The 13,545-nt window shown below is 38.2% G+C and carries 11 protein-coding genes and 5 pseudogenes; 6 read left to right on the top strand and 10 right to left on the bottom strand.

Annotated features, from left to right (window positions below):
• Positions 1-24: 24 nt before the first annotated feature.
• From ACFINC_RS01655 to ACFINC_RS01635, 5 genes are all read right to left on the bottom strand, one after another.
• A complete protein-coding gene (locus ACFINC_RS01655; protein WP_375615818.1) occupies positions 25-378 on the bottom strand; it encodes a helix-turn-helix domain-containing protein in 354 nt (117 codons plus the stop codon).
• Positions 379-982: 604 nt separating this feature from the next.
• Positions 983-2,026, bottom strand: a complete 1,044-nt coding sequence (locus tag ACFINC_RS01650; RefSeq protein WP_375615817.1) for a tetratricopeptide repeat protein — start codon at positions 2,024-2,026, stop codon at positions 983-985.
• Between the two features lie 1,286 nt (positions 2,027-3,312).
• Positions 3,313-3,711, bottom strand: coding sequence for a hypothetical protein (locus ACFINC_RS01645; RefSeq protein ID WP_375615816.1), 399 nt, complete (start codon positions 3,709-3,711; stop codon positions 3,313-3,315).
• Positions 3,712-4,331: 620 nt separating this feature from the next.
• Complete coding sequence (locus ACFINC_RS01640; RefSeq protein WP_375615815.1) at positions 4,332-4,700, bottom strand: helix-turn-helix domain-containing protein; 369 nt, start codon at positions 4,698-4,700, stop codon at positions 4,332-4,334.
• 372 nt (positions 4,701-5,072) lie between these two features.
• The gene (locus ACFINC_RS01635) at positions 5,073-5,474 is read right to left on the bottom strand and encodes a helix-turn-helix domain-containing protein (RefSeq protein WP_375615814.1); all 402 of its coding nucleotides are present in this window, start codon (positions 5,472-5,474) and stop codon (positions 5,073-5,075) included.
• 407 nt (positions 5,475-5,881) lie between these two features.
• Here ACFINC_RS01635 and ACFINC_RS01630 point away from each other — a divergent pair, with 407 nt between their 5' ends.
• Entirely contained in the window at positions 5,882-6,130 is a 249-nt protein-coding gene (locus ACFINC_RS01630) for an antitoxin (protein ID WP_375615980.1), read from the top strand.
• Complete coding sequence (locus tag ACFINC_RS01625) at positions 6,130-6,327, top strand: hypothetical protein (protein WP_375615813.1); 198 nt, start codon at positions 6,130-6,132, stop codon at positions 6,325-6,327. The genes ACFINC_RS01630 and ACFINC_RS01625 overlap by 1 nt, the downstream gene beginning before the upstream one ends.
• A gap of 370 nt (positions 6,328-6,697) precedes the next feature.
• Here ACFINC_RS01625 and ACFINC_RS01620 read toward each other — a convergent pair whose 3' ends face one another.
• Both ACFINC_RS01620 and ACFINC_RS01615 read right to left on the bottom strand, forming a co-directional pair.
• Entirely contained in the window at positions 6,698-7,453 is a 756-nt protein-coding gene (locus ACFINC_RS01620; protein ID WP_375615812.1) for a TIR domain-containing protein, read from the bottom strand.
• 309 nt (positions 7,454-7,762) lie between these two features.
• Positions 7,763-8,425, bottom strand: a complete 663-nt coding sequence (locus tag ACFINC_RS01615; protein ID WP_375615811.1) for a thiamine phosphate synthase — start codon at positions 8,423-8,425, stop codon at positions 7,763-7,765.
• Between the two features lie 366 nt (positions 8,426-8,791).
• On the opposite strand from ACFINC_RS01615, the gene ACFINC_RS01610 reads away from it, so the two are divergent.
• From ACFINC_RS01610 to ACFINC_RS01600, 4 genes and pseudogenes are all read left to right on the top strand, one after another.
• Entirely contained in the window at positions 8,792-9,934 is a 1,143-nt protein-coding gene (locus ACFINC_RS01610) for an OpgC family protein (protein ID WP_375615810.1), read from the top strand.
• 181 nt (positions 9,935-10,115) lie between these two features.
• Entirely contained in the window at positions 10,116-10,634 is a 519-nt protein-coding gene (locus ACFINC_RS01605) for a DUF1465 family protein (RefSeq protein WP_375615809.1), read from the top strand.
• A 22-nt stretch (positions 10,635-10,656) separates the two neighbouring features.
• A pseudogene (locus tag ACFINC_RS11980) lies at positions 10,657-10,899 on the top strand (DUF1465 domain-containing protein); the annotation flags it as partial.
• Between the two features lie 57 nt (positions 10,900-10,956).
• A pseudogene (locus ACFINC_RS01600) lies at positions 10,957-11,102 on the top strand (DUF1465 domain-containing protein); the annotation flags it as partial.
• Between the two features lie 1,545 nt (positions 11,103-12,647).
• On the opposite strand, the pseudogene ACFINC_RS01595 reads toward ACFINC_RS01600, so the two are convergent.
• The 3 pseudogenes from ACFINC_RS01595 to ACFINC_RS01585 all read right to left on the bottom strand — a co-directional run.
• Positions 12,648-12,931: pseudogene (locus tag ACFINC_RS01595) on the bottom strand (pyruvate kinase alpha/beta domain-containing protein); the annotation flags it as partial.
• A 25-nt stretch (positions 12,932-12,956) separates the two neighbouring features.
• Positions 12,957-13,257, bottom strand: a pseudogene (locus ACFINC_RS01590) (pyruvate kinase alpha/beta domain-containing protein); the annotation flags it as partial.
• Positions 13,258-13,265: 8 nt separating this feature from the next.
• Positions 13,266-13,545: pseudogene (locus tag ACFINC_RS01585) on the bottom strand (pyruvate kinase alpha/beta domain-containing protein); the annotation flags it as partial.

The following is a 13,545-nucleotide window of genomic DNA, read 5'->3' as shown; positions in this document are numbered from 1 at the left end:
TATCGTGTGATGTTAGCTTGCATTTTAATCAGAGATCAGCTGTAAAATGGCTCTTTGTTTTATCGTGGTAAGAACTCTAAATTTTTTTAAAAGCAGATATTCCTCTGTGCTTGATGCGATTTCATCATAAGGGTACGGAGGCTGTGGTTTTGTTAAGATATCCGCATAGAAAAAGGAAACTGGAACATTGAGGATATCGGCAATTTCTTTTAAACGCCCTGCGCTGACACGATTTAAGCCGTTTTCATATTTCTGGATTTGTTGGAAGGTGACACCTAAATGTTGACCTAATATTTTTTGAGACATTTTCAACATTTTTCGTTTCAAACGAATTTTTTTGCCAATGAAAATGTCGTTATCAAGATTTTTGGCTCGCATTTTAAAGCCCCCGCCGGTTGCGAGCGCCCTCGCGTTGGTATTCCGGGAGTCTAAAAACACTGACCTCGAATCAGCATTTTGCTTTTAGTGCTTAAAGCACCTGGACATAGCAAAATCTCCCGGAATTCCGGGATACCCGCAAAGCGGGGTAAATTTATGTACGAGGTTTCGGGTTTTTAGAGCCCTATTGGTCGTTGCGTATGCGACCAAAACACCTTTCAATATGTAAAGTAATTTCGGAGGCTTGGCAATAAAAAATAGTTTTTTAATGAGAGTTGGCGTGTTTTTCATCCAAGCAAAAAGAATGAAAAAATAGAGCTTGCGGAATTTTCGGGATAGCCTAGCTCTTTTGCTTATTGGATATTGTTTGCTTAAGCAAATGATACCAGTGCGTTTTCTTTACCAATGAAAATGTCATTATCAAGATTTTTGGCTCGCATTTTAAAGCCCCTCCGAGTGCGAGCGCCCTCGCGTTGGTATTCCGGGAGCTTGAAAATACTGAATCCGAATCAGCCTTTTTGCTTTTAGTGCTTAAAGCACCTGGACAGAGCAAAATCTCCCGGAATTTCTATAAATTTTATCTTTTTGATGCAGAGAGGAGTATTTAAAAAACAGGAAGGAGCTTTATTGCTTCTTTGTGCGCTTTTTCTAGTTGTGCCTTATCCATGCCTTGGAGCATTATTTCAAGATCAGGAGCTTGCATTTTTGCCTCCTTTGCGAGCATATACCATGCCGCTGCCATTATTATATCGCCTTTTGTTCCTGTGCCATCTCGATAAAGTCTTGCAAGGGAAATTTGTGCTGGCGCAATCATGTTGACGGCATTTCTTTGAAGTAAATGAAAAGCACGATGAAAATCTGTTTCTCCTCCACGTCCCTGTACAAGCCATTGCGCTAAAAGAAGTTGAGCTTCTAAGTGGTTGTTTTGAGCCGCTACCTCCATGAGCCTGCGGGCATTACGATCATCCTTTGGTCGATTTAATGTGCCTAAAGACAGAATTTTGGCAGCAGAAACAGCAGCTTCAGCATCCCCAAGAGCAGCACCTTTTAAGTACCATTTTAAGGCTTGCTCGATTGCTTCATTTTCACGACTTTGGGAAGAAACACCAGGGAGAGCTTGTTTTTCACGTGAGGCTTTATAAAGAAGCAGTTGTCCATAATAAAAATAGGCTTCCTTGACGCCTGCATTGACAGCTTTTCGAATAAACTGTTCACCAAGATCTTGATTTTGTTTCATAAAATGACCATCAAACAACATAAGCCCATAGCGTAATTGTGCTTGAGGTTCCCCCTGTTTTGCAGCGCGTTCAAACCATAAAGCAGCACGCGCACCGTCAACAGGAACAGCGCATCCTTCCAGATAAATTCGGGCAAGAAGAGTTTGTGCAAAAGGATCATTTTTTTCAGCACGTCGGAGTGCTTCACGAAAAGCTTTTAAATAATAACCTTGGATGTAATAGTCATAGGCTTGGTCATAGTCTCCAGCTTTTAAAGGCTGAAAAGGTTTTTGTGTGTTTGACGCATCTTGAACCGTATTGAAAGAGCCTTCAAAACCTGAGAATTCTTCAGTATTTCCAGAAGAATTTACAACAGAATTTGCAAGCCCAATCATTCCTAAGATAAGCAGCTTAACGCTTCTCTTGATCATGGTGTTTTCTCCTCATTACCGAACAGAATTTTCACATTTTTCTTTCATCATATCAAGTATGAGCAAAGAATTATCTTGCGTAAAAATACTTATCTTCAAGGATATAAATTTATATGCGGTTTTCTCTCCCGCATCAAAAGTTGTAAAAGGCTGAAAAATCGCTCCACACTTGAACAACAGCAAAAATTTCCATAAATCTCTGCCCCCCACCCTACTCATGGAGATTACGAGGGTGAGAATGTAGCTTTTTATCAGCTTTGTTACAATGACTTATTAAGTGAGAGGTTGTATATCATGTTTTTGCGTAAAACACTGTTGTTTAGGACAGTGATATAAGGCGTAGTAAATTTACTATATCAAGTGTTTTGGGTGAGTGTGATAAATCTTCAAGGTGCTTATCCATAAAACCCTATGAAGTGAACCGCATGAGGGATCAAGCAGTGAAAACTAGTCCTAAGAGACGCTGAACTTTTTACAGATCGGCAACTGTAGGAGCTTTTTTCCTTTGAGGAGTGAAAGGCAAGTATGTGCATACCATTGTTTATGAGAAAAACGACGATTTAGCATCTTAAAAGTTTAAAAGCCCAATGGCTTTTTCAAGTTTAACGGAGGATATTTTTAAAGTGCTCCAATAACAGCTATAATTTTCTTTACACAAGCGCAAAGCATTGCAATAGCTGTTGTAAACTCTGTTCGTTCATCATAGCACCATAACAATTAGCAATGAAAACCACAAAACCTCCGAATTGTGGTATGCTAGAATTATGGTACACTAAATGAGAAGCAAAAAACGTTAAAAATATCCTATTTCTACAAAATTTCTTTTGAATAAACCACCGTGGATAAATTACATTGGAAACTATCCATTTTTTATTACTATGATATTTTAAAAGGTTCTTCTATTAGTGCAGTTGGACAGTGTTTTTTGCCATTGTCTTTCCTTTTATTTTTAAAAAACTCATTTTTTGCAAACAGCGGACTATTCAACTGCTTGAATCACTAAATAAACTAAGTTTTGCATTTAAATCTTCGCACAATAATTCACTAGAGTGTGGAGGATTTTTCATTATTTTTTAATACTCTTCTTTCCCTTATACTTAAACCTAAAGTCATAACTTATTTTCTCGTACGTATTGTTTCTCATATCGTGATGAAATACAGAAAAATTTGTGCATTCTGGCTAAAAAACAAGAGTTTTTATTGAGGTGCAAATCTCTTTGCCTTTCGCAAGAGCTTTTAAGTCTTTACGTGTAAAAGAGAGAGAACGTTCACATGAAATAGTGGGATCATCTAGGATGAGTACTTATATGAGCACGTAGTTCTCCGTTCACGTTATACTGAAAAAGAGACACTATAGTGCTACTATTTAATCTTATTCTATACCTCAAATTCACACCCATGTTTTGTTGCTTTTGAGGTTGATCTGTATAGATCACATTATATCCATTCCGTCGCAACAGATTGATAAATAAAGGAGTAAAGTTGTCTGCTGTATTATTTTTCTTTATAAGAAGTGTGGTTGTAGCTGGTGGTAAAGGTCTCTTGATATCGCTAATAAATTTGTTAGCGACTAATTGTGCCTGACGCTTTGTAAGACTTTGATCAACATAATTTGATGAATAACTGCCTACAGATGCGCAACCCGCCACCAACACAACAGGTGACAGCAATAAATATTTTAACATCGTAATTCCCCTTATTTATTGTTGCTCTTTTTTGCGAAGCTTCTACACCAGAAATAAGAACAACTTTGCTTATAATTTTACTAGCAATATGTTAGTTTCCACTCAAGCGGTAATTCATCAATAAATAATGGTTCCAGCCTTAACTTAAGGCTTCTTGCAGTGCCTCTTTTAAATAAACTTTTGCTTTTAGTGATTGCGATAAAAAAGCAATCTTTTGCACCTACATGTTAAGATCACATCCTCCATCATCCTTATAAAATGATGCGTACACTGCTCCAGATCAACCAAATAAATTTTCAAGCATTGCTTTTTGAGGGGCGCTTTTTGAAAAATACGCATGAGTGCTTATCCTGTTGTACTGTAAAATGCTATTGTTTGAAGTGTGGTGCTGTAAGGTGTAAAATTTACCATATAGTGTTTTTATAAGAGTATGTGGTAAATCTTTAAAAGAGGGCTTGTCCATACAATCTTGTGAAACGAACCATATGAAATGGGAAGCTAAGAAGAAGCAGTTCTTGAGAAACAGGATTGTTTACCAACCGGATAGGAAAGGGATTTTCGTCCTTTGAGGTGTGGAAAGAAAGCCAAGAACAGAGAGTATAGCGCTCTGTATCATGATGTTAAAAGTTCTCATTCTGATCAGCGAGTAACTGTAAAATGGCTTTCTGTTTTATCGAGGTTAGAACTCTAAATCTTTTGAGCAGCAGGTATTCCTCTGTGCTTGATGCGATTTCTTCATGGTGGTATGGGGACTGCTGTTTTGTTAAGATATCGGCATAAAAAAAGGAAAGTGGAACATTCAAGATATCAGAAATTTTCTTTAATCGCCCTGCGCTGACACGATTTAAGCCGTTTTCATATTTCTGGATTTGTTGGAAAGTGACACCTAAAGCGTGTCCTAAAGTTGTTTGAGACATTTTTAGCATTTTTCGTCTCAAACGAATTTTTTTGCCAATAAAAAGATCAATATTAAGATTTTGAGATTGCATTTTTCCCCGCCGGTTGCGAGCGCCCTCGCATGAGTATTCCGGGAGCTTGAAAATACTGAACTCAAATCAGCCTTTTTTGCTTTTAGTGCTGAGAGCACCTGGACATAGCAAAAACTCCCGGAATTCCGGGATACCCACAAAGTGGGATAAATTCATGTTTGAGTTTTCGGGTTTTCAAGGCCCTATTGGTCGTTGCGTATGCGACCAAAACATCTTTTAATTCATAAAGTAATTTCAGGAAATTTACAATAAAAATTAAAATAGTGTCTCTTAACGTGTCGTTTCTTAAAATAAAGGGGCAGCATGTTTTGCCTTCAAGCAATAAAGTATTCACAAAGGGGGATTATGAATAGCGCATGCTATCGCGTGATATTAGCTTGCATTCTCATCAGAGATCAGCTGTAAAAAAGCTTTCTTTTTTACCGTTGGTAAAACTCTAAATCTTTTGAGTAGCAGATATTCTTCTGTGCTTGATGCGATTTCATCATGGTGGTATGGGGGCTGTTGTTTTGTAATGATATCCGCATAGAAAAAGGAAAGTGGAACATCCAAGATATCAGAAATTTCCATTAAACGCCCTGCGCTGACACGATTTAAGCCGTTTTCATATTTTTGAATTTGTTGGAAAGTGACACCTAAAGCGTGTCCTAAAGTTGTTTGAGACATTTTTAGCATTTTTCGTCTCAAACGAATTTTTTTGCCAATAAAAATATCATTATCAAGATCTTTGGTTCGCATTTTAAAGCCCCCCGCCGGTCGCGAGCGCCCTCGCATGAGTATTCCGGGAGCTTGAAAATACTGAGTTCTAGTCAGCCTTTTTGCTTTTAGTGCTTAAAGCACCTGGACATAGCAAAAACTCCCGGAATTCCGGGATACCCACAAAGTGGGTTCATCTTTACGCTAGAACTTAGGGTTTTCAAGGCCCCTTTTGGTCGTTGCGTATGCGACCAAAACATCTTTTAATTCATAAAGTAATTTCAGGAAATTTACAATAAAAATAGTTTTTTACTTACAAAATTTGTTTTTTAATGAGAGGCTATCTTCCTCTTAAATTTCTCTGGAATGATTGTCAAAATCATGACATTAGCCCCCGTGTTTTTTGAGAGGGTTAAAAAGCCTTAAGTTTCAAGATCAAAAGAACTTTGGACGCTTAAAAGTTAAAACATTTTCAATTCGCTAATATTAACAACATAGCCAAGAGTAATTATCTTCAATATTCAGGAATAAAAAGGACATATGTTATAAAGATCACCCTTTCTCTGCTAATTTCAGAGTTCGAAACCATTGAACAGGAAAGCAGCTACACTGCATGGCTGCGCGATAAGGTAGCGAGAAGTCTTGCAAATCCATATCCTCCTATTCCGCATGATGAGGTTATGGCTGAAATGGAAGTTATAATCAGTCAGCTTGAAGCTGAACAGAAAAAGTGATGCTTCCGGTTGTTTGGTTGTCTTCGGCGCGCGACGATTTGCGTCAGATGTTACCTACATTGCTCGCAAAAATCCATCCGCTGGGGCGCGCGCCGCCGAATGAAAAGGTTTTTGGAAGCATCCGTACTGCCAATTGGCTGAACATCCATATTTATACAGACAAAGCGAGAAGATATCAGGATTACGAGAAATTGTAGCACATCCAAATTACCTTATATTTTATTGAGTAGCTGCACATCAAATCGAAATTGTAGCTGTAGTACATGCCCGACGTGAATTTCCTATTTTTCTTTAATCGAATGAGAGGCTATCTACCTCTTAAACTTTGCAAGTCCATCAAAATTATGACAACAGCCCCGCGTTTATCAAAGAGACTAAAATGATTTCTTCTACGGTAATGAATTGCGGTCCCTTCATTAAAATTTGCACAATTGCTTGCTGTTTGAAGAAGGGTGGGGGGTAATCGTTTCTTTGAGCCTATAGAATGGGTGTGTCTGTGGAATGTGGTGGGATGCTACGTGGTTTTAGGCGTGCGTTTTAAAAAATAAACATAAGCATTATTCAAATTTAATTTAATGCATGAGTAACTTTCTTTTCATCTAATTTCTTTGCATCTAAATTGAAACCGGCTTCACATAGTCGATGAGAAAGATCTTTAAGCGTTTCTTTTACGTGTTCTTTAAAAGGAAGGTATATAATTCCATTAATATCTGAAGGGAGTTCAAGGTCTTGTTTTTTTAGAATAGCGACATTTTTGCGAGAAAGCGCAGACATTAACATGCCCATTTCGAAAATAACGTTTTGTCGCGCACGAAATTGTTCTTTTTTTTCTCTGTCAGATCTAGCATAGCCTATATCATCGGGAGTAAATAGTACAATACCAAATCCTATAGAATCTTTACAAGCTTCTTTTTCCAAAATTTCAATGAGGGTTAAACCATTACCACCAGTATTTTTTAAGATGTATGGTTCGAGACCAAGCCTGCGAAGAATAAGTTCAAGTTGCTCTAGAGCAATATGGTCATGGCCATGAACGATAAAGATTTTTTTATTTGAAGGATTGGAAGCAGTTTTTGAGGAAGGAAACGTTGATGTTTCTTCTAGATGCTTTGCTAAATCTTCTGTTAGCTTTTGTTTTATGTTTGCGCTGCCTTGAACTTGAAGTTTTCCTGTGCTTTTAAACCAATTAGTAGTGCCTCCTTCGTAGGTTTTGATCTGATATCCTTCAGGGGATGGATGTGATAGAGGTTTAGTTTCTTTGATTTGATATCCACACTTGCAAATTATGTTTTTAAGATCTTCAAACGTTCCGCTATATCGCATTGTTATGTCCCCTGCATATTTGTATCGTCAGCTATTGGTATTCAGTACCAATATTGAAAATGACCATTTTCCCCAATCATAATGCTTTGTCTTTATAAGACATTGAACGAGAAAGTTTCTATGATCCTTTTTTCTATATATTATATGAAAAAAGACGCTAGTTTTTTTATCAATTTGATTGAATTATTAAGCAATTTTATTGAGTTTCGAGGTATTCTCTTTACCTGTTATTGTGTGTTCTATATAAGTAATATAGTGGTGAGTATTTGGATTTTTATTAACACTTTATTTATAAATTCTCCTCCTATATTACAAGGGGGTTTTCTCACATTTTTCTTGCATTGTTTTAAGCAGTATTAAGGGGTTGTCGTTCCCAAAAATCACTTCTTCTACAGCAATGAATTCACATCCAGTCTTTAAGACTTCATCAAAGGTTGAAAAATCGCTTCCTGCTTGCACAACAGCAGGGATTTCCATAATCTCTGCCCACCATGTTGCTAACTGGAGATTGCGGGGGTGCGCATGGGGTTTTTTATCAGCCCCTAATTTGCCAAAAAATAGATAATCAACACCTGTTTCCGCTGCAAGCATAGCACTATGGCGATTGCGTAAATTGCCAAAGCCTATGATTTTTTGTTCCTTTTGCTGATTTTTGAAGCTTTCAAGAGCGTTAAGATCATCTTCTATGTGTAATCCATCAGCCTTTATGCGCCCAGCAATGCGGCTGTCATCAGCGATGAGAAGGGCTGCGTCATGATGTTGAATATCTTCTGCGTAGGTTTGCGCTTGTTGTTGTAAAAAAGAGCTATCTTCTTTCAACTTTTCAGAATCATAGAGGATGACGCATGCAAAAGACTTTGTTTGCAAAATTTGCCGCAATAATGCGTGTGGGGTGTTGCGCCGAACATCAAGTGTTAAAATCAACTGAGGGAAAAGAGGTGGATCAATTGGTTTATTTTTTTGTTGTGTCATGTCAAATCCCTGTTTCTTAGAAAAAATAACGCTTAAAAATTAAAGTTTCATTCTATTATGATTATTTGCGATGAAAGTGACCACCATTTTCACCTAATTTAAAGGATTTGTGGGTGTGTGGAAGCCTGTTTATGAGAAATGAGAGTGTTTTTAAGCATAATATGTTGCCTTTTTGTTGTGATACACGTATGGACGCTTTTCGTTCTTTTGCCTTTAAAAAACTTTTGCTTTAAAAAAAATAAACGCTTAAAATGAAACTTGACACTTAAAAATTAAAATTTCATCCTGTTCATGCTTGTTGGCAATAAGGGTAAGCACCATTTTTATTGGGACTTCAAGGGGTTTGTGACGTGTGGGAGTCCACTGATGAAATACCAAGGTATTCTTGAGCATAATACTCAACCTTCTCATCGTGATACACGCATTGATGTTTTTCGTTCTTTAGCCTTATTGACAATTTTCATCAACCATATTCCCGGAACTCTCTATGAGTCTTTTACTCATAGAAATTTCGGTTTTTCTGATTGTGCAGAAGTATTTGTTTTGCTTTCAGGGGTTTCATTGGGGTTAAGCTTTCATGCGCGGTTACAGCAAAAATCCTTTGCTTTTATTATCCGAAAACTTTGGTACAGAGCTCTGCAGCTCTATGGTGCATACCTTTTTACGACTTTTGTCACGTTAAGCCTTTTTTTAGGGGCATTTTTCTTATGGCGAACAGAAAAACTTTTATCAATGAACAATGTGGGACTCTTTTTTAAAGAGCCTGGTATCGCATTTTTAAGTACCTTAAGCTTTGGGCACCAGTTGGGATATAACAATATTCTTCCACTTTATATCGTTTTGATGTTTTTTGCGCCTTTTATCCTTTATTTGAGTTGTAAACAGACAAAATGGCTACTTTTGGGCTCCTTTACACTGTATCTTATCTGCGGATTTTATAAAATTGCTCCTCCTTCTTATCCTATAGAAGGAAAGTGGTTTTTAAATCCTTTGTCTTGGCAATTCTTATTTGTCATAGGATTGACCAGTACTTTAGCGCTTAAACAAGGAAAAAAAATCGCTTTTCAGTCTTTTTGGATTGTTTGTGCGGCAGCGTATCTCTTGTTGGCGCTGTTATGGGTTCGCTTAAACTGGTGGGGCATTTTGGGCTGGCTTGGCTGGTCTTCCCCGTTGATGAACTTTAATAAAACCTTTTTAAGCTTGCCACGTTTACTTCATGTTCTTGCATTAGCCTTTCTTATTCTTTCTTTGCCACATGTCAATAAATGGTTTTATGTCTCTCCAAAACATCCTTTAGCAATCTTAGGAAAACATAGTTTACCGGTCTTTGTAACGGGAACCATTTTTGCGATGTTTGGACAAATTATAAAAACAGTGATGACAGAAACGTTTTTTTCCGATAGCCTCTTAATGATAACGGGTATTGCTTTGCAATTTGGAGTCGCTTACTATTATGAAAAACGGCAATCTTGGCAGTGGTCTTTTTCAAGGAAACTGATCCGTTTATAGGAAAAACGGTCCTATGGTGTTTGTTGGGCGCGTTAACCTTAGTATAAAAAGCGCGTTGCGCAAAAGATTTAAAAGAGGTAGCAATTTAAAAAAAAAGCATTCTATACAGCAACAAAAGAAACTTTTTAATACTCTATTCGTTAAGGGTATGATTTTGTGCTGATACTTGGAGTATAAAAGCGTGAGTGTACATAAACGTCCATATGATGAACCTATTATCATGATTGAGCATAATGCTTTTGAAAATGCTTTTAATCGTCTCTATGAAGAAACAATGGCGCTGATTGAAAAAACCGCAGCATACATTGACTCAGAAGGGAAATTAGTAGCACGCTCTCTTTCGGCAGAGGTTTCTGCAATCTATGCAAAAGAGGCTATGTATTTAAGTACACGACTTATGCAAATTGCCTCTCAACTCCTTCTTCTTCGAGCAGAGCGCGAAGGGGAAATGTCATCAGAACAAATAAAAAAAGAAATTGTAAAAGTATCTCTTCATACACCGACATTGGAACTTGAAACCCCTCATTGGCAAGAACTGCCAGAAACTTTTCGCCAATTTGTTTCTCATTCATTGCGTTTAGAAGCGCGCATAACCTATATGCGTGCTGGGTGGGAAACTGCGGCCTCCTGTGCTCTAGAAGATGATAATCCAGTGGGAAAACAAATCGAATTGCTCAAAACAGCCTTTAGGCGTTCTTAAAAAGTATTTCCTTGCTTTGTACGAAGAGGAAATGTCATCAGAACAAATAAAAAAAGAAATTATAAAAGTGTCACTTCATACACCGACATTGGAACTTTTCCCTTTTATTGGCATGAATTGCCAGAAACTTTCCGTTAATTTGTTTCTCATTCATTGCGTTTAGAAGCGTGCATTTTTTTCATTTAGAGATGCGGCTGTAGTTTAAGCGCTTTGGTCAATAAGGAGCGGCTGTATTTTGAACGATGATAATCCAGTGGGAAAATAAATCGAATTACTGAAAACAGCCTTTAGGCGTTCTTAGAGGTACTCCCTTGCTTTGTGCGAAGGGGAAATGTCATCAGAACAAATAAAAAAAGAAATTGTAAAAGTGTCACTTCATATACAGACATTGGAACTTTTCCCTTTTATTGGCATGAATTGCCAGAAACTTTCCGTCAATTTGTTTCTCATTCATTGCGTTTAGAAGCGTGCATTTTGTTTCATTTAGAGATGCGGCTGTAGTTTAAGCGCTTTGGTCAATAAGAGGCGACTGTATTTTGAACGGTGATAATCCAGTGGAAAAATAAATCGAATTACTGAAAACAGCTTTTGGGCGTTCTGAGAAGAATAGCTTCTTGCCTCTTTCTTGCGATATTTAGAGCGGTATACCCATTTTTTTTCAACCAAAATTTCACAACTAAAACCAATCTAGAGTGCTTTTTTCTGCCTAATTTCTATTTGAGCGTAGGAAATATCTTGAGTTTATAGCTGAGAGGGAGATAGGTATTGATTTCGAATTATGGCATGGAATAGGGTATGGTTGGTCTTTGTGGAAAATCGACTTTGGTTAATTGCAGCTAGAACACTTTCTGTTGATCTATCTGTGATTTTGTTTTGGCTCTGATAATGATCTGGCTCTAAGATAGAGCAGAGGCTTGTACATCAATTTATTTATGCTCTATAATTTATGCCTATAAAAAAGCGTGTGTTAATGAGGGACGTATTGTTTCAATTTTTAGGTTTTTCTTGTTTTTAATGGGCGTTATGTCTCTCACGTACAATAAAATATCCAAGATAAATTGCCATATAATGCCCCATATACGCCATGCAATATTATGGGATTGTGATAGACATATTAAAAATTCTTATTCACCTCCATACTATAAAACTCCGTCATTTGACGATATAGTTTTTGCACCTGAACTACCTAGCAAATGAAACTCATCGAGAAGAGCCGTATCATTTACAAACCAGCGTAAGTTAAGAATTTTCATTCCTTAAGACGGGAAAAAAGCCCACCCCAAAGATTATATTCATCTCCCACAATTTCAAACATCATCAACAACAATAATAACGCTTGAAAATATGCCCTACCGCCATTTTTATCCTTATAACACAACAATACGCCCCTCTTCCCAACTCTCAAAAATCTCTACGCTTAATAAAAGAGAAAGCCGGCACCATCACACACTTTGCCCACCCCCATTGTTGCGATAAGCTCTCAGAACTTAAAACGATTTATAAGAAGTATTTTTAGTCTTTTCTTATACAGTTTTTGCCCACATGGCTCACCCGCTTATAACGTGCAAACAAATAGTTATGATTGACTCAACATAAACAAATTTCAAATAAGGAAAATTTACAGTTTTAGGGATTCTAATTCAAGACAAATAACGCTATATTATCATTATAAATCAATATATTGTCTATTGAGTTGACAATGCATAAAGCCAACGATATTTGCATAAAAACACAAAACATATTCACCCATCACTTTTTTATGACATCCAAACAGATAACTTTTTAGGTCTACAATCTTATTCGATTCTACTGGCAGTTTTCCCATCAATGCCGCACTATAACCACAACTTCTTCAAGATAACGACCAAAAGCAAATTTAACAGATAACATCACCACATCCCGCTCCCAAATCTGATGTCCAAACACCTTGCTGTTTCTACAATGGGCGATAAAGCAATAATGGGCCGATTGGGGCGTTCACGAGGCGCCGCACCCCTGTTATCCCTAAACGGCTCAAATCCCCTTCGTTCCATCTTGAGAGACAGAAGCAATACGCAAGAGATTTGTTGCACCAGGCGTTCCAAGAGGAACACCAGCTGTCACAAGGAAACGATCTCCTCCTTGGCAAAAACCTTCCTGAAACGCAATGGCTGCTGCTCGATCAACCATATCTTCTAAATTGCGAGCATCTTCGCTCACCACACGAATGATGCCCCCAAACGAGAGCCAAATGCCATGCCTGTTTCTACAATGGGCGATAAAGCAATAATGGGCCGATTGGGGCGTTCACGAGGCGCCGCACCCCTGTTATCCCTAAACGGCTCAAATCCCCTTCGTTCCATCTTGAGAGACAGAAGCAATACGCAAGAGATTTGTTGCACCAGGCGTTCCAAGAGGAACACCAGCTGTCACAAGGAAACGATCTCCTCCTTGGCAAAAACCTTCCTGAAACGCAATGGCTGCTGCTCGATCAACCATATCTTCTAAATTGCGAGCATCTTCGCTCACCACACGAATGAAGCCCCCAAACGAGAGCCAAACGCCGTGCTGTTTCCACAATGGGCGATAAAGCAATAATGGGCCGATTGGGGCGTTCACGAGAAGCGCGCACCCCTGTTATCCCTAAACGGTTCAAATCCCCTTCGTTCCATCCTGAGAAACAGAAGCAATACGTAAGAGATTTGTGGCACCAGGCGTTCCAAGGGGAACACCAGCTGTCACAAGGAAACGATCTCCTCCTTGGCAAAAACCTTCCTGAAACGCAATGGCTGCTGCTCGATCAACCATATCTTCTAAATTGCGAGCATCTTCGCTCACCACACGAATGAAGCCCCCAAACGAGAGCCAAACGCCGTGCTGTTTCCACAATGGGCGATAAAGCAATAATGGGCCGATTGGGGCGTTCACGAGA

Origin of the sequence: Bartonella sp. AP58NXGY, from assembly GCF_042195785.1 — a bacterium.
Lineage (GTDB): Bacteria > Pseudomonadota > Alphaproteobacteria > Rhizobiales > Rhizobiaceae > Bartonella.
Note: the sequence above shows the minus strand (reverse complement) of the source record. Positions and strands in the feature narration are given on the sequence as shown.